Raw genomic sequence first — 22,142 nt, forward strand, 5'->3', positions numbered from 1 at the left:
TCCGACCCCTCCAAGGAACCTGATCATGGAACCACTCACACGGCTGGGCGAGCGCCTCGGCGAACATTTGCAACGGCTTCAGGCTCAGGTCGCGACGGCCGAGTCCTGCACGGGCGGTGGCATCGCCGAAGTGATCACCCGCGTTGCCGGCAGCTCGGCCTGGTTCGAGGCCGGCTTCGTCACCTACTCCAACGCACAGAAAACCCGGCAACTGAACGTGCCGGCGGCACTGTTCGAGCGGGTGGGAGCGGTCAGCCAGCCCGTGGTAGAGGCCATGGCGCGCGGCGCCCAGGCCGCCAGCGGTGCGCGTTTCGCGGTGGCGGTGAGCGGGGTGGCCGGGCCCGGTGGCGGTTCTGCCGAAAAGCCCGTAGGCACGGTGTGGCTGGCCTGGGCCGATGGCGCGCACGTGCGCAGCGAATGCCGTCTGTTCGCGGGCGACCGCGAGGCGGTGCGCCGGCAAACGGTGCAGCGGGCCTTGGAAGGTTTGTTACAGCTTGGCGTTGAGTAAATCGAACACAGGGGGTTTGCGGAAACGCTTCCCTGTGGAATAATACTGGCTACTTATACAGTACACGGCCGTCAGGGCCAGTCGATCACGTGAGGATATCAATGGACGACAACAAGAAGCGCGCCTTGGCTGCGGCCCTGGGGCAAATCGAGCGGCAATTCGGTAAAGGCGCTGTGATGCGCATGGGCGACCATGAGCGTCAACGCATTCCGGCCATCTCCACCGGCTCCCTGGGCCTGGACATCGCGCTGGGCATCGGCGGTCTGCCAAAAGGCCGTATCGTCGAAATCTACGGCCCGGAATCTTCCGGTAAAACCACCCTTACGCTGTCGGTCATCGCCGAAGCGCAGAAGGCCGGTGCCACCTGCGCCTTCGTCGACGCCGAGCACGCCCTCGACCCGGAATACGCCGGCAAGCTGGGCGTCAATGTCGACGACCTGCTGGTGTCGCAGCCCGATACCGGTGAGCAGGCTCTGGAAATCACCGACATGCTGGTGCGCTCCAACGCGGTCGACGTCATCATCGTCGACTCCGTGGCGGCTCTGGTGCCCAAGGCCGAGATCGAAGGCGAAATGGGCGACATGCACGTCGGCCTGCAGGCGCGTCTGATGTCCCAGGCGCTGCGCAAGATCACCGGCAACATCAAGAACGCCAACTGCCTGGTCATCTTCATCAACCAGATCCGTATGAAGATCGGTGTGATGTTCGGCAGCCCCGAAACCACCACCGGCGGTAACGCGCTGAAGTTCTACGCCTCCGTGCGCCTGGACATCCGCCGCACTGGCGCCGTGAAAGAGGGCGACGAAGTCGTGGGCAGCGAAACCCGCGTCAAGATCGTCAAGAACAAGGTATCGCCACCGTTCCGTCAGGCTGAGTTCCAGATCCTGTACGGCAAGGGTATCTACCGCAACGGCGAAATCATCGACCTGGGCGTTGCCCATGGCTTCGTCGAGAAGTCCGGTGCCTGGTACAGCTACCAGGGCAACAAGATCGGTCAGGGCAAGGCCAACTCGGCCAAGTACCTGGCAGAAAACCCAGCGGTGGGTGCAGAGATCGAGAAGCTGATTCGCGACAAGCTGCTCAACCTCGATGCCGCAGCCGCCGCAGCAGCCGCAGCGAAAGCCGATGCTAGCGCAAAAGCCAGTGACGTTGCCGACGTTGATGCCGACGCGGACGCCTGACCTGAGCCATGTCCGTCGTACTTGACACCCCTGTTGCCGTACGGCGGACCGCCATGGACCTGCTCGCACGCCGCGAGCACGGACGTGTCGAGCTGACGCGAAAACTGCGTCAGCGGGGCGCCTCCGACGAGTTGATCGAGCCCGCGCTGGATCGGCTTGCCGAGGAAGGCCTGCTTAGCGAAGCGCGCTATTTGGAAAGCTTCATCCGTTACCGCTCCAACTCGGGTTACGGCCCCGCGCGGATCCGTGAGGAATTGGGGCAGCGCGGTCTTGATCGCGGCGACATTGACCAGGCACTACGCGAAAGCGGGATCAGTTGGGCCGAGAAGCTGCGAGACGCCTGGCAGCGCAAGTTCGATGGGCTTCGCCCCGAAGACCCGCACGCGCGCGCTCGGCAGACGCGCTTTCTGGCCTACCGCGGTTTCTCCATGGAGATGATCGGCCGCTTGCTCAGCGGCCGTGACCTCGACGACTGAATTCCAGTCAGACTCAAATTCCCCCTTCTTTTCTCTTTGGGCCTAGGCTCCGGCCGGCTGCGCCCAATTTTCTGTGCGGTTGATGAAATCGACCAGCGCGCGAAGGCGTCCCTGGTCGCGGCCGGGAAAGGCGAACGTCAGGCGCGTCAAGTGACCGTAGTCCTCGCTTTCGTGGCCGACAGGGCTGTCGGATGCTTGGCGATAACCGCCGCCGACATTCAAATCTCCGAATGCTTCTCCCAGTTCATCGAGCGCCGTTTCGCTCAATGGGTGTCGCATGCGGATCATGAAGTCCCGTTCCAGCCAGCGACTGGAGTGGTAGTTGGCGTAGAAGCGCTCGATCTCGTCCACCGCTTCTTCGGGCCGAGCGACCAGCTTCATCAGGTTGAGATCGTTGGGCAGGATGTAGCGGTTGTCTTTGAGCTGCTTACTGAGGAAGTCCAGGCAGTCGCGCCAGAACGTGCCATCCGGCGAGTCCAGCAGTACCACGGGCACCAGCGGGCTTTTTCCGGTCTGGATCAGGGTCAGCACCTCCAACGCTTCGTCGAGGGTGCCGAACCCGCCTGGGCAGAGCACCAATGCATCCGCCTCCTTGACGAAAAACAGCTTGCGGATGAAGAAGAAATGGAAGGGCAGCAGTTTATCCGTGCCATCCACCGTGGCATTGGCATGCTGCTCGAAGGGCAGGGTGATGTTGAAGCCCAGACTGTGGTCGCTACCGGCGCCTTCGTGGGCCGCAGCCATGATGCCGCCGCCTGCGCCAGTGATGACCATCAGGTCCGCTGCCGCCAAAGCGGCGCCCAGTTGTCGTGCCAAGTCGTATAAAGGGTGCTCGAGCGGCGTACGCGCCGAGCCGAACACAGTGACTTTGCGCCGGCCTTTGTAGCGGTGCAGTGTGCGAAACGCCTGCTCCAGCTCACGCAAGGTCTGCAAGGTGATCTTGGCATTCCAGCGATCGCTGTCCTCGTGCGCCATGCGCAGCACGGTCAGCAGCATGTCGCGGTACAGCGGCAGGTTCACGCTGTTGGGGGCGACCAGTTGCAGTTGTGCATCGATGTTGTCCACATCGATACCGTTTTCCTGGAAGTGGCTGAATAGATGGTCGTTAGGCTGGTAGGGCATTCAACGTCTCCTTGTGCAGCGAATGCGCGACGGACGGTGAGACCTTGGCACAAAGTGCATCGAGCGTGCACGCCCTACCGCACCGCGCAGGCGTTGCAGGAAGCATCGAAGGGGCAGCACTAGAGAAGCGTTCGGGCGGCGTGTGGCTAAGCGAAGCCTAGGGGGGTGGCCTCAGGGGAGGTGTCTTCGTTACGCAATGCGCGCCGCCCTTTGGGACGGCGGCGCTTGGGAAGCTGGGCTTCAGCCCTTTTTCAGCTTGATGCTGCAGCTGGCGGCGTCGAACGCCTGGTCGCCGATCTGGCGATTGGTCTTGTACTCGCTGAAGCGATAGACCATCACCGCGCCGCGTGCCATCAGTTGGCGATAACCGCCGTTGTTGCAGACGCTGGCGCCGAGTTGGTCGCGTACCTTGTCCGGGTTCACCGCCATTTCACGCGCTTGGCCTTCGCGCACGCTCAGGTGGTTGATCAGCGCCTTGCCTTCGACGGTGTAGCCTTGGTCGAGAATGTCTTCGTTGATGGCGCGAGGGGTGCCGACGCTGCTTTCCTTGGCGACCTTCTGCAGCATTTGATTCAGCTCGTAGTCCTGCTTGGAAGCGGCCTGGGCCACCAAGGGCAGGGCGAGCATCAGGCTCAGGGTCGGGACGATAAAGCGCAGCATGAAATTCTCCTGGTTCGATAACTGGCGGTTGGACCCGCACCAATCGGCGGCGTTCCCTGATGCATGGAACCGGCCCATGCAGCCTTGGCGGGTAGGATCGGCTGATTATAGAAGGGGTAGGGCCTGGCCCGCACGGCAAAACGAGCGGCCTCTGGTAAACTGCCGGCCCTGCCTTCCATCGAGTCGCAACCGTGTACGTTTTCCCTCTTGATTCCGGCCAGCGGGCATGAGCCATGCCGTCGCGCGTCTTCGCGCCGAGCGCCTGGCGCGTAGCAACAAACCCTTCATCGCCCGTGGCTCGCGCGCCGTGCGCTGTGCCGACTGCCGGGTGATCGCCAGCCATTGCCTATGCGCCTTGAAGCCCAAGGTGCAGGCAGGTTCGGGCATGTGCCTGATCATGCACGACACCGAGCCGTTGAAGCCCACCAACACCGGCTGGCTGATCGCCGACCTGATCGAAGACACGCAAGCGTTCGGCTGGCAGCGTACCGAGGTCGATGGCGGCTTGCTGGCGTTGCTGGAGCATCCGCAGTGGCAGCCTTACATCGTGTTCCCGGGTGAGTTCGTCGCCAGCGAGCGCGTGGTCCATGAGGTGGCACCTGTGGCCGGCAAGCGCCCGCTGTTCATTCTGCTCGATGCCACCTGGACCGAAGCGCGCAAGATGTTTCGCAAAAGCCCTTACCTGGACCGTTTCCCGGTGTTGAGCCTGGAAGCCGAACAGATGTCGCGCTACCGCCTGCGGCGCTCCAAGCGTGACGATCACTTCTGCACTGCGGAAGTCGCCGCCATGTGCCTGGATTTGGCCGGCGACACCCGGGCCTCGCAAGCGCTCGACGCCTACCTGGACGTCTTCAGCCTGCATTACCTGAGCGGCAAGCGACACCTGCCGCTCGACCTGCACGATTTGCCCCATGAACGTTTGCAGGCTTTCCTGCAATGAAGGAGGCGCCGGGTAATTGGCTTGACCACCTGCGGTGCGCTGGGCATGCTGGGCGCCGCTCGTGGCGCCGTGCTGTCATGCAGCCGCTGAACCCGTAGCGTCCGTCCCCCGGCGAACCTGCCTCCACGCCTTGAGTTGCCTGCCGGGCGCCGCGCTTCATCATTTGCATACCTGACACAGAACAGGATCAACAGATCGATGGCCACATACGAAATCCTGATAGCCGATGACCACCCCCTCTTTCGCAGTGCCTTGCGCCAAGCCGTGACCTTGGGCCTGGGGCAGGGCGTGCGCCTGGTCGAAGTGGCGAGCATTGCCGAACTGGAAGGGCGTCTGGCGGAGAAGTCCGACTGGGACCTGGTGCTGCTCGACCTGAACATGCCCGGTGCCTACGGGTTTTCCGGGCTGGTGCTGCTGCGTGGACAATACCCGCAGATTCCGGTGGTGATGGTCTCGGCCCAAGAGGAAGCCGCCGTGGTGGTGAAATCGCGCGAGTTCGGCGCCAGTGGCTTCATCCCCAAGTCCAGCCCCCTGGAAACCTTGCAGGATGCGGTGCAAAAGGTCCTCGACGGCGAGGTCTGGTGGCCGCCCCAGGCGTTCGACAAAGTCGACGTGTCGGCGGAGGCCAAGGCCGCCAGCGAAGGGCTGGCCAGCCTGACCCCGCAGCAGTTCCGCGTGCTGACCATGGTCTGCGAAGGGTTGCTGAACAAGCAGATCGCCTATGAGCTAAGTGTGTCCGAGGCCACCATCAAGGCGCACGTCACGGCCATCTTCCGCAAACTGGGCGTGCGTACCCGCACCCAGGCGGCCTTGCTGCTGCAACAACTGGAGTCGGTGGCTGGCCACTGAGCCGGGCCCACCGCGTCGCCCACCGGCCTGCGGGCCTCCACCTTCGTGAACTGATCGACATGTCGCCATTCAAGGGCCAGACCGGCCTGAAACGTATCTTCAACGCCGCCACTTATTCATTTGACGGGTTGTCCGCCGCCTTCAAGGGCGAAGCGGCTTTTCGCCAGTTGGTGCTGCTCAACGCGATCCTGATTCCGCTGGCCTGCTGGCTGTCGGTCAGCCGTGCCGAGCGGGCGATCCTGATAGCCGTGTGCCTGCTGGCCTTGATCGTCGAGCTGCTCAATTCGGCGATCGAAGCGGCCATTGACCGTATTTCCCTCGACCGCCATCCGCTGTCGAAGAACGCCAAGGACATGGGCAGCGCTGCGCAGCTGGTGGCGCTGACCACCATCGCGCTGGTCTGGGGCGTGATCCTGCTGTAAGGCTCAGGCGATGGTCGGCAGCACGATTTCGTCGCTGCGCCGCATACCTTGGGTGAAGCGGCGGCACAGGGCCAGGAACTCACGCATGGCCGAGGTCTGGTATTTCTGTTTGTGCCAGATGAAGTAGAACTGGCGCGACAGGTCCAGCTCTGGCGTTTCCAGGGCCACCAGGCTGCCCCGGCGAAAGGCGTCGCGCAGCGCCAGGCGCGAGATGCAGCCGATGCCCAAGCCCGATTCCACCGCGCGCTTGATCGCCTCGGTGTGCTCCAGCTCCAACCGCACGTTCAACCCCGCGCGATGATGGCGCATGGCCTGGTCGAACGTGAGGCGGGTGCCCGAGCCCTGTTCGCGCAGGATCCAGGCTTCCTTGGCCAAGGCCTGTAGATCGGCCTGGCCGCGTTGCGCCAGCGGATGCTGCGGCGCACAGAACACCACCAGTTCGTCTTCCACCCAAGGCTGCACTTCCAGATCCGGATGGTTGCAATCGCCTTCGATCAGGCCCAGATCAATTTCGTGGTGCGCCACCTGTTGCACGATGTGCGCAGTGTTCTGCACATGCAGCTTCACCTGGCTTTGCGGGTGCTGTTGCATGAAGTTGCCGATCAGCAGGGTGGCCAGATAATTGCCGATGGTCAGCGTCGCGCCCAGCGACAGCGAGCCGAAGGCCGACTTGCCTTGCAACAGGTCTTCGATTTCCTTGGCCTGGTCGAGCAGGGCCACCGCCTGCGGCAACAGTTGCTGACCCAAGGCATTGAGCGACAGGCGCTTGCCGGAACGGTCGAACAACTGGCAACTGGATTGGCGCTCCAATTCGGTGATGGACGTGCTGGCAGCCGACTGCGACAGCGCCAGCACGAGCGCGGCTTTCGAGACGCTCTGCTGCTGGGCGACGGCGACGAATACCTGAAGTTGACGGAGTGTGAATCGCATATCGATATAACCGATTACATATATCTTGATAATCCAGTTAACAGATATTCTCAACCTCCTTACACTATCGCGCAACTGCGTGCTTGGTCCGCGCTGCGTCTTTTTTCCAGGAGCCCCACTCGATGAGCAACATGAACCACGAACGTGTCCTCAGTGTTCACCACTGGAACGACACCCTGTTCAGCTTCAAGTGCACCCGCGATCCCGGTCTGCGCTTCGAGAACGGTCAGTTCGTGATGATCGGCCTGCAACAGCCTAACGGCCGTCCGCTCATGCGCGCCTACTCCATCGCCTCGCCCAACTGGGAAGAGCACCTGGAGTTCTTCAGCATCAAGGTCCCCGATGGCCCGCTGACCTCGCAGCTGCAACACCTCAAGGAAGGCGACGAGGTCATCATCAGCAAGAAGCCTACCGGCACCCTGGTGCTGGACGACCTCAACCCCGGCAAGCACCTCTACCTGCTCAGCACCGGTACCGGCTTGGCGCCGTTCATGAGCGTCATCCAGGACCCGGAAACCTACGAGCGCTTCGAGAAGGTGATCCTCATCCACGGTGTGCGCTACGTCAACGAAGTGGCCTACCGCGAGTTCATCACCGAGCACCTGCCGCAAAACGAATTCTTCGGCGACGCGGTGCGCGAAAAGCTCATCTACTACCCCACCGTGACCCGCGAGCCCTTCGAGAACCAGGGCCGTCTGACCGACCTGATGCGCAGCGGCAAGCTGTTCAGCGACATCGGTCTGCCACCGATCAACCCGCAGGACGACCGTGCCATGATCTGCGGCAGCCCGAGCATGCTCGACGAAACCAGCGAAGTGCTCGATAGCTTCGGCCTGAAGATTTCCGCCCGCATGCGTGAGCCAGGCGACTACCTGATCGAGCGCGCTTTCGTCGAGAAGTAAGCTTCGCCCAGAAAAAACGCAGGCCTGGCCTGCGTTTTTTTATGCCCGTCGATTCATGCCTCGCGGCAGACCTCGATGACCTCGATGGTCTGCGGGGTGGGGTAGCGCCAGCGCACCTGAACGTCCCAGAACCTGACGCCGTACACGCGCTCGGCCGGGGGGACCTGGTACGCAGGGCGTGGGTCCTGCGCCAGACATTGCTCGATCAGCGCCACCAGCGGCTCGCCGAGGCGCTCGCCATGCGCCCTGGCCTGTGGCAGCGCGCGCTCGGCCCAGGACACGCCTATGCACGCAGGCGCTGCATCGGCCATGGCGTTGTGCGCGTCCGGCACGCTGTCGGCATAGGGTACGTAGGGCTTGATGTCGAGCACCGGCGTGCCGTCCAGCAGGTCGATGCCCGACAGCAGCAGGCGCCCAGGCGCCACACCTTCCAGACGCACCACCGACTGCCCGATGCCATTGGGCCGGTGGGTGGCGCGGGTGGCGAACACGCCCATGCTCTTGTTGCCGCCCAGGCGTGGCGGGCGAACCTTCAGCCGTGGTTTGTCTTCCAGCGCCTGATGGAACAGAAACAACAACCAGACGTGGCTGACCTGCTCCAACCCGGCGACCGCTTCGCCACCGTCGAAAGGCGGCAACAGCTCCAGCACGCCGCGGGCGGCGGGCGCCAGTTGCGGCTGACGCGGAATGGCGAATTTCTCCTTGAAACAGGAGCGCACGATACCGACCGGGGTCACGCCATACTGCATGTCAGCCGCGCACTCGCTGGGTCAGGCCCTTGAGGAAGTTGCGCAGCAACTGGTCGCCGCACGCACGGTAGTTGTCGTGGCCGACTTTGCGGAACAGCGCGCTCAATTCCGGCTTGGACACCGGAAAATCGACGCTTTTCAGGATGGCGTGCAGATCATCTTCCTTGAGTTCGAACGCCACCCGCAGTTTTTTCAGAATGGTGTTGTTGGTCACCGGCAGTTCGATCGGCTGCGCTGGACGGCTGTCGTCGCGGCCGCGGCGCTCGATCACCAGACCGTCGAGAAAGTGTGCCAACACCGGCTGTGGGCACAGCGCGAAGCCGGCTTCGTCTTCTTTCTTGACGTAGGTGGCGATGGCCGCCGGTGCGACGGTGAGGCCGGACAAGGCGATGATGTCGGCCATCTTCGCGTCGTTGGCCTTGATGAGGTAGCGCAGGCTGCGCAGAACGTCGTTGTGAATCATGGTGCAAATCCTGTCAGAAGCCGCTGGCGACGGCGGTGTGATGCGCGGTGTGAAGGGTCGCGGTGCGGCTCAGAAACGTTCGCTGCTGGCGACGTAGCGCCACTGACCGACCGGCAACTTGCCCATCGACACCCCGCCCAGGCGAATGCGGCGCATGCCCAGCACCTCCAGGCGCAGAGCCGCGCAAAGCTCGGAAATGAGGCCGGGGTAGGGGTTCTTCACTACCAGGCGCAGGTGCGTTTCGTTCTGCCAACTGGCCTTGGCCTTGGGCAGTTCCCGGTCGTTGCGGGTAATGCCACGGGCCAGACGCTCCAAGGCTTGCGGCGAGGCTTCGCCGCGCACTTCGATGATGTATTCCTGCTCCAGCTTGCGCAGGTCGGCCTCGATCTTGCGGCTGACGCGCCAGTCCTGGGTGAAGACCTGCATGCCAGTGGCGCGCGGCTCCAGGGGTGCCACGCTGTTGAGGCGGTTGAAGTGCCCGTGCAAAGGCCGCACGCCCTCGCGATGGGCTTCGCTCAAGGTGGCCAGGCCGATGGTGGCGCGTCCGGCTTCGGCATCCATCCCCGCAGGCTGATGCAGCAGCAGAGTGACCGGCTCCAAGGCATCGGCGCGTGCGCCGGGCAAGAGCTCGACACGCTGGTCGGTGACTTTGAATTGCGGCTGCTCGACCACCACGCCATCGACGGCGACCCAGCCACCCTCGATGTACAGCTCGGCCTCGCGGCGGGAGCAACCCAGTTGTTCGATCAGGTGTTTGGACAGGCGCGTGGGTTCGGACATGAGCAGGTATTCGCAAGACGGAAAGACCGCCATTGTACCCGGCCCGACGCGCATCGGGCTGTGAATCTCGGGTTTTGTCCGACGACGGCGCTCAATCGGCCGATGCCGACTTCAGGCGCAGATGCAGCAATGGGTACGGCTGGCCCAGACCATCGGTAGCCGAACGCCCACCGATCTCGAAGCCCTGACGCTGATAGAACGCCAATGCCTCGGGGTTCTGCTCGTTGACGTCCAGACGCGTGGCACCGAGCCGATGCACGGCATGGGCGAGCAGGCGTTTGCCCATGCCCTGGCCGCGGTACTCATCGGCCACGAACAGCATGTGCACATCGCCATTGGCCACGCCGGCGAATCCTCCGATGCGCCCTTGGTCGTCCTTGCAGCAGATCAGGGTCACGGCCTTCAGGTACTCGGGTAGCAATTTGTCGCGCAGCACCAGCAGGTAATGCTCCGGCAGAAAACCGTGGGTGGCGCGTACGGAAGATTCCCACACCCGAATCAGCTCGGGATGGTCGCTGGCCGTGGGTGTCAGCACATTCAAGGAAGGGTCCATGTCCGTCTCACTTGCTCAGAGGCCGCTTATCAAACGGCGGATAAACGCAACGTAAAAAAAAGCCCTGCGCGGAGGCAGGGCATTCTAGCGTCATGGGCTCAGATCGGCTCGGCCCACAGGTCGTACTCGTCGGCATCGACCACCCGGCAGCGCACCTTGTCGCCCGGTTTGAAGCCATGGTCGCCGTCGATGAACACACTGCCGTCGATTTCCGGCGCGTCGAAGAAGCTGCGGCCGACCGAGCCTTGCTCTTCCACTTCGTCGATCAGCACTTCGATTTCCTTGCCGACCCGCAGTTGCAGACGCGCGCTGCTAATCGCCTGCTGGTGGGCCATGAAGCGGTCCCAGCGGTCCTGCTTGATGTCGTCCGGCACCTCTTCGAGGCCCAGGTGGTTCGCCGGTGCGCCTTCGACCGGTGAGTACTGGAAGCAGCCGACGCGGTCGAGCTGCGCTTCGCTCAGCCAATCGAGCAGGTACTGGAAGTCCTCTTCGGTTTCGCCGGGGAAGCCGACGATGAACGTGGAGCGGATGACCAGTTCAGGGCACTGCTCGCGCCAGTGCTTGATGCGCGCCAGGGTGCGGTCTTCGAAAGCCGGACGCTTCATCGACTTGAGCACTTTGGGGCTGGCGTGCTGGAAGGGGATGTCGAGGTACGGCAGGATCTTGCCTGCGGCCATCAGTGGAATCACATCGTCGACGTTCGGGTAGGGGTACACATAGTGCAGGCGTACCCAGGCACCCAGGCTGCTCAGCGCTTCGCACAGTTCGAGCATGCGCGTCTTGACCGGGCGGCCGTTCCAGAAGTCGGTCTTGTACTTGACGTCCACGCCGTAGGCGCTGGTGTCCTGGGAAATCACCAGGATCTCCTTGACGCCGGCCTTGACCAGACGCTCGGCCTCGCTCAGCACTTCGCCGACCGGGCGGCTGACCAGCTTGCCGCGCATCGACGGGATGATGCAGAAGCTGCAGCTGTGGTTGCAGCCTTCGGAAATCTTCAGGTACGCGTAATGCCGCGGGGTGAGCTTGACGCCTTGGGGCGGCACCAGGTCGATCAGCGGGTTGTGGTCCTGGCGCGGCGGCACCACCTGGTGCACCGCATTGACCACCTGCTCGTACTGCTGCGGGCCGGTCACCGACAAGACGCTTGGGTGCACGTCACGGATGCTGCCTTCCTCGACGCCCATGCAACCGGTGACGATGACCTTGCCGTTTTCCTTGATCGCCTCGCCGATCACTTCCAGCGACTCGGCCTTGGCGCTGTCGATGAACCCGCAGGTGTTGACCACCACCACGTCAGCGTCTTCGTAGGTGGGCACGACTTCGTAGCCCTCCATGCGCAGCTGGGTCAGGATGCGTTCGGAATCGACTAACGCCTTGGGGCAACCCAGGCTGACGAACCCGACCTTGGGCGTGGTGGGCGCGGGAGTGGTGGACATGACTAACCTCGGTATTGAAAGCCGTTGCACCGCCGATGGCGGGCAAACCTGACGGGCGCTTGGGCGCCTCTGGTCAAAAAGTGCGCAATTCTAGCGGCAGCTTCGGGCCTTGACCAGTAAAAATGCGTGGAAATCGACGGGGTGCGGGGAGGGTTTGGACAACACGCCAGTACTCGTGTTTTCCCAAGAGACTGCGGGTTGAAATCGAGTGGCAGAGAATCAGGGTTTCAACGTGCGCGTTCAGGTGCCCAATATAATTTGTAGACGTCAGCGTATGACGCGGCGAGGAGTGGCGGAAAATACAATGACACACGGAGCGTCATGAAGCGTTCGACTTCGTACTGAACAAGACTGGTTGCCCCCATCCTCAGAGCAAAGCCACATTCAGCTTAGCGCAGCGAGAACATGCTCCGGGTCATTATGGATCGCACGGAGCAAGGCACGAGCAGGACCTTCAGGCTCGCGTCGACCCTGTTCCCAGTTCTGCAGTGTTCCCAGTGCAACATCTATACGCTTGGCGAATTTGGCTTGCGAGAGCCCCGTCGCTTGACGAATCTTTTTCACTTGAAGGGCATCGATGTGGAACTCACGCGATGGCTGACGCTCGCCGCGGTCGATCTCATCCATCTGAGTCATACTTTCCACGAGACGATCAAAGAGACCTTTTTCCATTATTTCCACCCTTTGTTGAGTTCGCAAAGTTGCGCTTTCTGTCGATCGGTCAACGTATCCATAATTCCTTTTTTGTAGATCAGGATCATCCGGATTTGTTGCGCTGCGACGACATGATAGTAAATCGCTCGAACACCTCCACGCTTACCTTTTCCCTGGGCTGCCCAACGGATTTTTCTGAGGCCGCCTGTGCCTTCGACGAGAGGGCCCGCCTCGGGATGATCGGCCAAATGGGTTTGCAGGGCTCGGTATGCTTCATCGTCCAGATACGCCTTTACATCGGAGGTGAAAATCGGGGTTTCGATGAAGATCATGCTATCCCTTTTGTACGTCATTGGCGTATGCGAATTCTAGGCCGTCGATCTTTTCTGCACAAGGCCACACGGGTACCAGCTTGTGTTTCTCATTTGAGGGACAAGCAGTAGCCTAGTGATGACAGGCTACGATGGGCCTGTGCTTATAGCTGCATCGGAGCGATAGCCCACAGTTATTGCCGAATGCCCTCCTAGCGCCATCCCAGCAGAAAATCCCGCGACGCTGCGCTATGCTTCGCCGCGTTCTGCTGCGGGCCTTGACCCAGAGCAGTAGCGCGGTTCGGGCACGATCGCCCGGTGCTATGTCTAGCGGCCCGAAGGGCCGGATGCGGGAGTGGTCGATGGTTCAGGCAAGTCATGCCCAAGGCGGGCAGGGGGCGACGCGCTCGCTCGGCCTGCTGGTGGCAGCTGTCGGGGTGGTCTATGGCGATATCGGGACCAGCCCGTTGTATACCCTCAAGGAAGTCTTCACCGGCGGTTACGGGGTGCCGGTCAACCACGACGGTGTGCTGGGCATCCTCTCGCTGATCTTCTGGTCGTTGCTGTGGGTGGTGTCGTTCAAGTACGTGATGTTCATCCTGCGCGCCGACAACCAGGGCGAGGGCGGCACCATGGCCCTGACCGCCCTGGCGCGGCGGGCGGCGGCGCCCTATCCGTTGCTGCGCAAGGTGGTCATCGCCTGTGGCCTGATCGGTGCGTCGCTGTTCTATGGCGACAGCATGATCACCCCGGCGGTCTCGGTGCTGTCGGCGGTCGAGGGCATGGGCCTGGCGTTCGACGGCATCGACCATTGGGTGGTGCCGATTTCCCTGGTGGTGCTGGTGGCGCTGTTCGCAGTGCAGAAGCACGGCACCGAGAAGATCGGCAAGTTGTTCGGCCCAGTGATGGTGGTCTGGTTCCTAGTGCTGGCGGCTTTGGGCTTGAACGGCATCCAGCAGAGCCCGGAAGTGCTCAAGGCTTTCAACCCGGCTTGGGCGGTACGCTTCTTCGTCGTCCATCCGGGCATCGGCGTGGCCGTGCTCGGCGCCGTGGTGCTGGCGCTGACCGGCGCCGAAGCCCTGTATGCCGACATGGGCCACTTCGGCCGCAAGCCGATCGCCCGTGCCTGGTTCGCTCTGGTGCTGCCGGCGCTGGTGCTCAACTACTTCGGCCAAGGCGCGTTGCTGCTGCAGAACCCGGAAGCGGCGCGCAACCCGTTCTACCTATTGGCGCCGAGCTGGGCGCTGCTGCCGTTGGTAGGCTTGGCCACATTGTCCACGGTGATCGCTTCGCAGGCGGTGATCTCCGGGGCGTTCTCGCTCACCCGCCAGGCCATCCAGCTGGGCTACATCCCGCGCATGCACATCCAGCACACCTCCAGCGACGAACAAGGGCAGATCTACATCAGTGCGGTGAACTGGGCGCTGATGGTCGGCGTGGTGCTGCTGGTGCTCGGCTTCGAGTCCTCCAGTGCGCTGGCGGCGGCCTACGGTGTGGCGGTCACCGGCACCATGCTGATGACCACCCTGCTGGTGGCGGTGGTCATGCTGTTGTTGTGGAAATGGTCGCCGCTGCTGGCCGTACCGGTGTTGCTGGGCTTCCTGCTGGTCGACGGCCTGTTCTTCGCCGCCAACCTGCCCAAAGTGTTGCAAGGCGGCGCCTTCCCGGTGCTGGCGGCGATCGTGCTGTTCACCCTGATGAGCACCTGGAAGCGCGGCAAGCAGATCCTGGTCGAGCGCATCGACGAAGCCGCTTTGCCGCTGCCGATCTTCATCGCCAGCATCGGCGTGCAACCGCCGCACCGGGTCGAAGGCACTGCCGTATTCCTCACCGCGCGGCCCGATGCGGTGCCCCATGCGCTGTTGCATAACCTGCTGCATAACCAGGTGCTGCATAGCCAGGTGGTGTTGTTGACGGTGGTCAGCGAGGATCGGCCACGGGTGCCGGCCCACGAGCGTTTCGAGGTCGAGGACCATGGCGACGGCTTCTTCCGCGTGCTGCTGCACTTCGGTTTTATGGACGAACCGGACGTACCCCAGGCGCTGACCCTGTGCACGCTGCAAAGCCTGGACTTCACGCCCATGCGCACCACCTACTTCCTCAGCCGCGAAACGGTGATCGCCTCGCGTCTGGAGGGCATGATGCGCTGGCGCAGCAACCTGTTCGCCTTCATGTTGAAGAACGCCAACGGCAATCTGCGCTTCTTCAACCTGCCGCTCAATCGGGTGATCGAGCTGGGAACGCAGGTCGAGATCTGATCGATGGACAGGCGGGCCGATGTGTTCAACGCACCGGCCCGCCGTCGTTTCAAGGTTGCGCGGTGCCCGGTTTGCCCTGACGGGCGTCGATCGCGTCGGTCAGGCGTTTGGCCAGGGCAGGGTAGTTCTCGTCGAAGTGGTGCCCGCCGGGCAGCTTCATGCGCTGGCCGACCGCCGTGCTGTCGGTGCAGCCGCTTTCGTCGGCTTCTTCTTCACCATAGATGCAGACCACCTTGGCGCTTGGCAGCTTGGCCATTTCCGGCCCGGTGGGCGCTTCCTGGCCTTCCTTGCCCAACCAGCCCTCGACTTCGATCTCGAAGCTGCCGCTGCGCGCGAAAGCCAGCAGGATGATGGCGTCGACGCGCTGCTGGTCTTCGGCGGCGAGACGGTTGTAAATGGCCGGAAGCACGTCGGCGCCGAACGAATAGCCGGTCAGCACGAAACGCTTGGTGCCCCATTTTTGACGATAGTGGTGCATCAGCTCCGACAGGTCGGCGGCGCTTTGCTCTGGGGTCTTGTGCTGCCAGTAGTAGCGCAGGGTGTCGATGCCCACCACCGGGTAGCCCAGCTTGGCCATTTCCCCGGCGACGTCGCGGTCCAGGTCGCGCCATCCGCCGTCGCCCGAAAGGAACAGGGTGACGGTGTCGGTCGCCTGGCCGGCGGGCACTTCCACCACCGGGATGCTCAGCGAAGTGCCGTCACGGCCCACCAGGGCCTGGGTCAGCTGCGATTTGAGCACTTGCGGCAGGTGGATGTCGTAGTCGGCGATGCTGGTCTCGGCGTTGGGCTGGTCGCGCACGAAACCTGCGCTGGCGTCGTCCGGGTTGTCGTTCCAGGCCACGCTCCAGTGGCCGTGGTCGGCACGTTTGGGCAGGGGCGAGGTGCAGCCGGGCTGTTCGAGGGCGAAGCCCACGGAAATGGCGCGGGCCTGGTCGTCGTTCTGCGTGGCCAGCCAGCGCCAAGCCTCGGCGGCGCCTGGGCCGATGCCGGCGACCAGGTTCGGCGCGCCGCCGAGCTGGGCGATGGCTTCCTGCATGGCTTTACCTTGCGCCACGCAATCGTCTGCAGGCAGCAGGACCTGCACCAGTTGCGCCTCGCCGGCGCTGCTGAGGTCGAGCAGTTGCTTCTCGGTCAAGGCCTGGTCTTTGGGTACGCCGATGGCCACGCGGGTCTTGGCCTTGACGCCCGGCGTCACGCGCACGATGGCGGCGCCGCCGGCCAAAGTGAGGTGTTCGGCGTGGGCCTCGGGGGCAGGCCGGGTCCATAGCCAGAAAGCCACGCCTGCGGCCGCAGCGGCCAGGGCCAAGGCCAGCACCAGGTACATCCAGTAACGTCGGATCATCAGCGTTTCACCAATCCAGTCAGGCCGCCTGCGATCAGGGCGGCGGTATCGGCCAGTGCCACCAGTGGGTCGAGCCCGGCCGGCACGGCCATGTAACGAGGTTCCCAATCGGGTTGGAACTTGTCCTTGAAGCGGCGCAGGCCCTGGAAGTTGTAGAGCTGCTCGCCGCGCTGGAACACCATCGAGCCCAGGCGTTGGGTCAGGGGGGCACCACGGCGTGGCTGCAAGCCCGACAGCGGGACCATGCCCAGGCTGAACCGTGCGTAGTCGTGGCTTTTGTAATGCAGGATCAGGCCGACCATCATGAACTCCATGGTCAGCTTCGGTGCCTCGGGGTGGGCACGCATCAGGTCGAGGCTGGCCAGTTCGTTGCTGTGGGTTTCCAGCAGGTTGGCGAATGCCACCGGCTTGCCTTGGAAGCGGATCAGGGCGATACGGAAGTGCTTGAGGTAGTCGAGGCTGAAACGCCCCAGCGAGAAGCCTTTCTCACGCACGTTCTTGCCGCTCAGCCAGGCATCGGAAATGACCTTGAGCTCGTCCATCGGCGCCTGGCCGGGCTCGTGCACCTCCAGGGTCAGACCGTCGCGCCCACCCCGGTTCCAGGTGTAGCGCAGGTCCTTCATTTCCTTGCCCTTGGCTTCGAGGTCGAAACGGCGCAGGTCGACCCGCGCCTCTTCGCCCAGCTTGATCGCGGTCAGGCCGATGTCCATGTAGAACGGCAGGTTCTCGGCGCGTACCTGGTAGAACACCGGACGGGCATGGTGCACGTCGCACAGGTCGCGGAACTGCCAGATCATTTCGGCGCGCTCTTGGGCCGGGCCGATGGGGTCGTACAGCGCGACCAGGCTGCGGCCGCGGCGGGCATACATCAGGAAGGCATCGCCGTCGGGGTGGAACAGCAGCGCCTTGTCGCCGGTCAGGGCCAGACCACCGTCGGGCTGGTCGGAGGCTTGCAGAATGGCGCTGGCGCGCAGCAGCTCTTGTTCGTCGGGCAGATGGATGACCGGGCGAGCTGTGCGCAGCAGCCAGGTCAGCGCCACGATCACCAGCAGCACCGCGCTGCCCATCGCCGCGCGCAGGGCGCGGGGCGCATCGGCGTCGAGAGTGAACTGCCACCACAGTTGGTGGTTGTAGGGCACGTCCTGATAGGCGAACAGCAGCAGCCAGATCGACGCGCCGACCGCGCACGCGCTGGCCACCAGATACACCGGCGAGAAGGGCAGTTCGAGCAGCCGGCTAGGGCGGTAGAAGGAGCGGCGGAACAGCGCCAGCAGCGCAGCGGTGAACACCAGGATGCTGGCTTCTTCCCAATCGAAGCCTTTGAGCAGCGACAGCACCGCGCCCACCAGCAGCAGTACGGTGGTCAGCAGCCAAGCCGCCGACAGGCGCCGGCGCAGCCCCTGGGCGAGCAGCAGGCAGAGTACGCCGATCAGGCTGGCGCCAAAGTGCGAGGCGTCGATCAAGCGGTGCGGGACCAGAAAGCCCATGTGCTCCAGGCGTGTGTCGATCTCCGGGGTGGCCCCAGAGAACAGCAGCACCACGCCCGAAAGGAACACCAGAATCGCCAGGATCGGCGCGGCCAGGCCCGAGGCCGCGCGAATCGCCTGCTGGGCGAACAGCAGGCGCCGCGCTTCGTTGACCAGCAGGGCCACACAGGCCAGCAACAAGGGCAAGACCACGTAGATCAAGCGGTAGAGCAGCAGAGCCGCCGCCAGAGGTGCCGCACCCAGTTGGTCGGCGAAGGCGGCCAGCAGGATGGCTTCGAACACGCCGACGCCACCGGGTACATGGCTCAGCACGCCGGCCGCCAGGGCCAGCAGGTAGACCATCAGGAAGGCGCCGAACGGCGGCGCTTCGGGCAGCAGCAGATAGAGCACGGTGGCCGCAGCCGCCACGTCCAGCGCGGTGATCAGCAATTGCAGGGCGGCCAGTCTGCCGCTCGGCAGGCGCAGGGTACGGCGGCCGAGTTTAACCAGCAGGTTGTCGCGCAGGGGCTGTTCGTGCAGACGGCGCCTGTAGAGGCCGGCTACCAGTAGCACACTCAGCAGCAGCACGGCGGTGGCGACACTGCCCAGCAACACCGGCGACAAATGCAAGGCCCGCGAAGCGGCGCCCAGGTCGCTCAGCGTCGCCAACGCGGCCAGCGGCGGCAGGGCGCAGCCGAGCGACAGGCTGGCGAACACCGTCATGCGCGCGACTTCTGCGGCGCCCAGCCCGTGGCGGGCATAGAGCCGATAACGCACCGACCCCCCTGACAACATCGACAGGCCGATGGCGTTGCCGATGGCGAACGCGCTCAAGCCGCCCATCACCAGCGTGCGCGGCGGCAGTTGGACGCCCGCGTAGCGGCTGGCCGACCATTCGTAGCCCAGCAGCACGACGAACCCCGCCACAGTGGCCAGCAGCGCGCCGATCAGGGCGCTGGCCGGCACGCTGAGCATGGCGTCGTGCAAGGCATAGATGTCCAGTTCGCTGAGCAGGTGCCTACAGGCGATCAGCGCCATGGCGAACAGTGCCAAGGTCAACGCCAGGCCCAAGGGTTGTCGGTAGGTGCTGAGCCATTCGAGCCAGGGCAGGCGTTTGGCCGCTGTGGGAAGCGCCGCGGTCAGCGGTGCAGGCGATTCGGGGGTGGGGGAGGTCATAGAGAGCCTCGTGCCAACAGCGCGAGAGCAGAGCGAGAAGCGGCCAAGTGAAAGTCCCTTTGAAAAAGTATCCAGATACTACTCCGGCCGATGGCCCGAAGCGTTAAAGATAGTTCATTCATAGGTATCGGCATGGCCGGGTGTTACGAGAGGGCTGCGCGGGCAGGACGCCACAACGAAAAGCCCCGCGCTGTTTCGCAACAGGCGGGGCTTGTTCTGACGAATATGGTTGCGGGAGCCGGATTTGAACCGACGACCTTCGGGTTATGAGCCCGACGAGCTACCAGACTGCTCCATCCCGCGTCAGAGGGGCGCATTCTACAGATTCGAATGGGTGTGTCAAACGATTTGCCAAAAATCATTGAGCTGGTAGCGATTGCCAGCTGAATGCCAAGCAACAAAAAAGGCCACTGCATAAACAGTGGCCTTTCTTTTAAAGCTGGTTGCGGGAGCCGGATTTGAACCGACGACCTTCGGGTTATGAGCCCGACGAGCTACCAGACTGCTCCATCCCGCGTCTGTGGGGCGCATTCTACACGCCTGTTCGATACTGGCAAGCCTTTAATGCATTGATTTGCAAAAAGATTTCTAGCAGACAACGAAAAAGGCCACTGCGTGTGCAGTGGCCTTTTTCTTGAATCTGGTTGCGGGAGCCGGATTTGAACCGACGACCTTCGGGTTATGAGCCCGACGAGCTACCAGGCTGCTCCATCCCGCGCCTGTGGAACCGAATTCTACGGATATCCTTCCTGGTGTCAAGCTATTTCCTTGGAAAAGTCTTTTTCCCTCAACCCTTTAGCGCGATGCGGCCTCTCGGCCCAGCGCATTTGCAGGCGAACTGCCGGTAATCGGGCATGGCGGGCGCGCTACTGGTTGCTCGATCGTCCCTTACGCTATGATCTGTACAAATTTACAGTGTCGGTTGTCAGTCATGTCCTTGCGCAAAATCATCCATGTCGATTGCGACTGCTTCTATGCAGCCATCGAAATGCGTGACGACCCTAGCCTGGCGGGTCGGCCGATGGCGGTCGGCGGCTCGGCGGATCGGCGTGGCGTGATCGCCACCTGCAATTACGAGGCACGCGCTTATGGCGTGCGTTCGGCCATGTCGTCGCGCCATGCGCACAAGCTGTGTCCGGACCTGCTGATCGTCAAACCGCGGTTCGAGGCTTATCGCGAGGCCTCTCGGGAAATCCAGCAGATCTTTCGCGACTACACCGACCTGATCGAGCCGTTGTCGCTCGACGAGGCCTACCTCGACGTCACCGACAGCCAGTGGTTCGCCGGCAGCGCAACGCGCATCGCCGAGGACATCCGCCGGCGTGTGGCCAAGACCCTGCACATCACCGTTTCCGCAGGCGTGGCCCCCAACAAGTTCCTGGCCAAGATCGCCAGCGACTGGCGCAAACCCAATGGTCTGTTCGTCATCACGCCTAACGAAGTGGAGGCCTTCGTCGCCCAGTTGCCGGTGAATCGACTGCATGGCGTCGGCAAGGTGACCGCCGACAAGCTCAGCCGGTTGCGCATCGAGACCTGCGAAGACCTGCGTGCCTGGACCCGCCTGTCGCTGGTGCGCGAGTTCGGCAGTTTCGGCGAACGTCTGTGGGGCTTGGCCCATGGCATCGACGACCGTGTGGTGCAGGCCGACAGCAGGCGGCAGTCGGTCAGCGTCGAGAACACCTACGACACCGATCTGCCCGATTTGAACAGTTGCCTGGAACGTCTGCCCGACCTGCTGGCGAGCCTGACCGAGCGGCTGGGCCGCATGGACAGCAGCTATAAGCCGGGCAAACCCTTCGTGAAGGTCAAGTTCCACGATTTCAGCCAGACCACCCTGGAGCAGGCCGGGGCAGGGCGCGACCTGCACAGCTACCAGCAACTGCTCAGCCAGGCGTTCGCCCGCGGCGGCAAGCCGGTGCGTCTGCTGGGAGTAGGGGTAAGGCTGCTGGATTTGCGCGGCGCCCATGAACAGCTCGAGCTGTTCACGGAGCCCCACGCAGGGTAGGTGCGTTACTGAGCGCCGGGGTCGGCGACCAGGCGGCCGGTCTGCTTGGCCAGTGCGCGGACCAGTTCGCTTTGCAGTTCCGGGTCGTTGCGGGTCAGTTCGACCAGGCTTTGTTCCAGTTCGCTGGCTTCTTCTTCCAGGCCCAGCTCCGACAGACGCTTGACCCGATATACCCATTGGCCCACATCGTCGTCTTCCAGGTCGTCGAAGATCAGCTCATGGGCTTCGCGCAGCTTGCCGCGCAGGCTGCTACCGACCAGCAGGCTGCCATCGCCCCGTACGCCGCTGTCTTCGTCGTTCACCTGTAGGTGCAAGGTGCCGACCTTGTTGAGGTTCTGCTCGGCGAAGGGGCTGTCGAGCAGATTCAGGCGCAGCACGCCGCTCTGGTCGGTGCTCAGCTCATGGTTGGCTTTGCCGGCCTTGACCTCCACCGGGCGCTCGCTCCAGGGCAGGCTGATCGACTCCTCGCGCTGCTCTTTGCGCACTTCGCTGATGCCTGCCAGGTTCTGCTGCGCGCGGCCGTTGGACTGCACGTTCATGAACGGGTTGAGCCCGGCGATGCCGTACTCCAGCCAGCCATGGGTCACGCTGTCGGGCAGGTTGCCGAGCGCGATCAGGTTGACCACGTTGGCGCCCACGCCCGCGACCACGGCCACCGCACCCAGCGGCATCTCGTAGAGTTCGCGCCAGGGTTGGTAGGGGGTATAGCGGTCGTAGTGGCGGGTCACTTCGAATTCCGTCACTTCGAAACGCTTGCGCTCGGTGATGCGCACCCGGCGCTGCGGCAACTCCATCACCTTGGGCTCGCCCACATCGACGTGCAGACTGTGTTCGAGCAATTTGCGCTCGACACGGTCCTCGTTGTCGCTGCGTTGCGACATAGGGTTGGCGCAGCCGCCCAGCAACAGGGCGCCGCTGAGCGCGGCGCCCCCCAGGGCAAAGGTACTTCGCTTGAACAT

The 22,142-nt window shown here is 63.3% G+C and carries 22 protein-coding genes and 3 tRNA genes; 9 read left to right on the forward strand and 16 right to left on the reverse strand.

The genetic code is table 11. The features are described 5' to 3' along the window. Positions 1–25: 25 nt before the first annotated feature. The 3 genes from B4M43_RS05600 (at position 26) to recX (ending at position 2,165) form a co-directional block, all read left to right on the forward strand. On the forward strand, positions 26–508 hold the full coding sequence (locus B4M43_RS05600; protein WP_296264943.1) for a CinA family protein: 483 nt from the start codon (positions 26–28) through the stop codon (positions 506–508). A gap of 101 nt (positions 509–609) precedes the next feature. Further along, complete coding sequence (gene recA, locus B4M43_RS05605; RefSeq protein ID WP_296264944.1) at positions 610–1,689, forward strand: recombinase RecA; 1,080 nt, start codon at positions 610–612, stop codon at positions 1,687–1,689. A gap of 8 nt (positions 1,690–1,697) precedes the next feature. Further along, positions 1,698–2,165 carry a recombination regulator RecX gene (recX, locus tag B4M43_RS05610; RefSeq protein WP_296264945.1) on the forward strand — a complete coding sequence of 156 codons (468 nt, stop codon included), beginning with the start codon at positions 1,698–1,700 and terminating at the stop codon, positions 2,163–2,165. A gap of 42 nt (positions 2,166–2,207) precedes the next feature. On the opposite strand, the gene B4M43_RS05615 is transcribed toward recX, so the two are convergent. Both B4M43_RS05615 and B4M43_RS05620 read right to left on the reverse strand, forming a co-directional pair. Further along, positions 2,208–3,287, reverse strand: a complete 1,080-nt coding sequence (locus B4M43_RS05615; RefSeq protein ID WP_296264946.1) for a TIGR00730 family Rossman fold protein — start codon at positions 3,285–3,287, stop codon at positions 2,208–2,210. Between the two features lie 240 nt (positions 3,288–3,527). Further along, the gene (locus B4M43_RS05620; protein ID WP_296264948.1) at positions 3,528–3,947 is read right to left on the reverse strand and encodes a quorum-sensing-regulated virulence factor family protein; all 420 of its coding nucleotides are present in this window, start codon (positions 3,945–3,947) and stop codon (positions 3,528–3,530) included. Between the two features lie 226 nt (positions 3,948–4,173). On the opposite strand from B4M43_RS05620, the gene B4M43_RS05625 reads away from it, so the two are divergent. The 3 genes from B4M43_RS05625 (at position 4,174) to B4M43_RS05635 (ending at position 6,158) form a co-directional block, all read left to right on the forward strand. Then, positions 4,174–4,887, forward strand: a complete 714-nt coding sequence (locus B4M43_RS05625; protein WP_296264950.1) for a tRNA-uridine aminocarboxypropyltransferase — start codon at positions 4,174–4,176, stop codon at positions 4,885–4,887. Positions 4,888–5,085: 198 nt separating this feature from the next. Further along, the gene (gene erdR / locus B4M43_RS05630) at positions 5,086–5,736 is read left to right on the forward strand and encodes a response regulator transcription factor ErdR (protein WP_296264952.1); all 651 of its coding nucleotides are present in this window, start codon (positions 5,086–5,088) and stop codon (positions 5,734–5,736) included. Positions 5,737–5,789: 53 nt separating this feature from the next. Further along, complete coding sequence (locus B4M43_RS05635; protein ID WP_296265341.1) at positions 5,790–6,158, forward strand: diacylglycerol kinase; 369 nt, start codon at positions 5,790–5,792, stop codon at positions 6,156–6,158. A gap of 3 nt (positions 6,159–6,161) precedes the next feature. Here the strand turns inward: B4M43_RS05635 and B4M43_RS05640 are convergent, their stop codons facing one another. Further along, positions 6,162–7,088, reverse strand: a complete 927-nt coding sequence (locus B4M43_RS05640; RefSeq protein ID WP_296264954.1) for a LysR family transcriptional regulator — start codon at positions 7,086–7,088, stop codon at positions 6,162–6,164. Positions 7,089–7,210: 122 nt separating this feature from the next. Between B4M43_RS05640 and fpr the strand changes: the two genes are divergently transcribed. Next, positions 7,211–7,990, forward strand: a complete 780-nt coding sequence (gene fpr, locus B4M43_RS05645; RefSeq protein ID WP_296264955.1) for a ferredoxin-NADP reductase — start codon at positions 7,211–7,213, stop codon at positions 7,988–7,990. A 53-nt stretch (positions 7,991–8,043) separates the two neighbouring features. On the opposite strand, the gene tsaA is transcribed toward fpr, so the two are convergent. From tsaA to B4M43_RS05680, 7 genes are all read right to left on the reverse strand, one after another. Beyond that, positions 8,044–8,739 carry a tRNA (N6-threonylcarbamoyladenosine(37)-N6)-methyltransferase TrmO gene (gene tsaA / locus B4M43_RS05650; protein WP_296264957.1) on the reverse strand — a complete coding sequence of 232 codons (696 nt, stop codon included), beginning with the start codon at positions 8,737–8,739 and terminating at the stop codon, positions 8,044–8,046. A gap of 1 nt (position 8,740) precedes the next feature. After that, positions 8,741–9,202 (reverse strand): DUF1456 family protein, encoded by a 462-nt coding sequence (locus B4M43_RS05655; RefSeq protein WP_296264959.1) that lies wholly within the window; start codon positions 9,200–9,202, stop codon positions 8,741–8,743. A 69-nt stretch (positions 9,203–9,271) separates the two neighbouring features. After that, positions 9,272–9,982, reverse strand: a complete 711-nt coding sequence (locus B4M43_RS05660) for an rRNA pseudouridine synthase (RefSeq protein ID WP_296264960.1) — start codon at positions 9,980–9,982, stop codon at positions 9,272–9,274. A gap of 91 nt (positions 9,983–10,073) precedes the next feature. Continuing rightward, entirely contained in the window at positions 10,074–10,535 is a 462-nt protein-coding gene (locus B4M43_RS05665; RefSeq protein ID WP_296264962.1) for a GNAT family N-acetyltransferase, read from the reverse strand. Between the two features lie 98 nt (positions 10,536–10,633). After that, a complete protein-coding gene (gene rimO, locus B4M43_RS05670) occupies positions 10,634–11,971 on the reverse strand; it encodes a 30S ribosomal protein S12 methylthiotransferase RimO (RefSeq protein ID WP_296264964.1) in 1,338 nt (445 codons plus the stop codon). Between the two features lie 384 nt (positions 11,972–12,355). Then, entirely contained in the window at positions 12,356–12,643 is a 288-nt protein-coding gene (locus B4M43_RS05675) for a helix-turn-helix domain-containing protein (RefSeq protein WP_296264966.1), read from the reverse strand. Beyond that, positions 12,643–12,957, reverse strand: a complete 315-nt coding sequence (locus B4M43_RS05680; protein WP_296264968.1) for a hypothetical protein — start codon at positions 12,955–12,957, stop codon at positions 12,643–12,645. Before B4M43_RS05680 ends, B4M43_RS05675 begins: the two co-directional genes overlap by 1 nt. A gap of 341 nt (positions 12,958–13,298) precedes the next feature. On the opposite strand from B4M43_RS05680, the gene B4M43_RS05685 reads away from it, so the two are divergent. Next, positions 13,299–15,194, forward strand: a complete 1,896-nt coding sequence (locus B4M43_RS05685; RefSeq protein ID WP_296264969.1) for a potassium transporter Kup — start codon at positions 13,299–13,301, stop codon at positions 15,192–15,194. Positions 15,195–15,243: 49 nt separating this feature from the next. Here B4M43_RS05685 and B4M43_RS05690 read toward each other — a convergent pair whose 3' ends face one another. From B4M43_RS05690 to B4M43_RS05710, 5 genes are all read right to left on the reverse strand, one after another. Then, positions 15,244–16,536, reverse strand: a complete 1,293-nt coding sequence (locus tag B4M43_RS05690; protein ID WP_296264971.1) for a virulence factor family protein — start codon at positions 16,534–16,536, stop codon at positions 15,244–15,246. Continuing rightward, positions 16,536–19,178 carry a bifunctional lysylphosphatidylglycerol flippase/synthetase MprF gene (gene mprF, locus B4M43_RS05695; protein WP_296264972.1) on the reverse strand — a complete coding sequence of 881 codons (2,643 nt, stop codon included), beginning with the start codon at positions 19,176–19,178 and terminating at the stop codon, positions 16,536–16,538. Before mprF ends, B4M43_RS05690 begins: the two co-directional genes overlap by 1 nt. A gap of 226 nt (positions 19,179–19,404) precedes the next feature. Next, positions 19,405–19,481: transfer RNA gene (locus tag B4M43_RS05700), tRNA-Met, on the reverse strand. Between the two features lie 137 nt (positions 19,482–19,618). Then, positions 19,619–19,695: transfer RNA gene (locus B4M43_RS05705), tRNA-Met, on the reverse strand. Positions 19,696–19,819: 124 nt separating this feature from the next. Next, positions 19,820–19,896: transfer RNA gene (locus B4M43_RS05710), tRNA-Met, on the reverse strand. 219 nt (positions 19,897–20,115) lie between these two features. Between B4M43_RS05710 and dinB the strand changes: the two genes are divergently transcribed. After that, on the forward strand, positions 20,116–21,183 hold the full coding sequence (dinB, locus tag B4M43_RS05715; protein ID WP_296265343.1) for a DNA polymerase IV: 1,068 nt from the start codon (positions 20,116–20,118) through the stop codon (positions 21,181–21,183). Between the two features lie 5 nt (positions 21,184–21,188). On the opposite strand, the gene B4M43_RS05720 is transcribed toward dinB, so the two are convergent. Then, positions 21,189–22,142 (reverse strand): hypothetical protein, encoded by a 954-nt coding sequence (locus B4M43_RS05720; RefSeq protein ID WP_296264974.1) that lies wholly within the window; start codon positions 22,140–22,142, stop codon positions 21,189–21,191.

This window comes from Pseudomonas sp. UBA6562 (genome assembly GCF_002434265.1).
Classification (GTDB): domain Bacteria; phylum Pseudomonadota; class Gammaproteobacteria; order Pseudomonadales; family Pseudomonadaceae; genus Aquipseudomonas.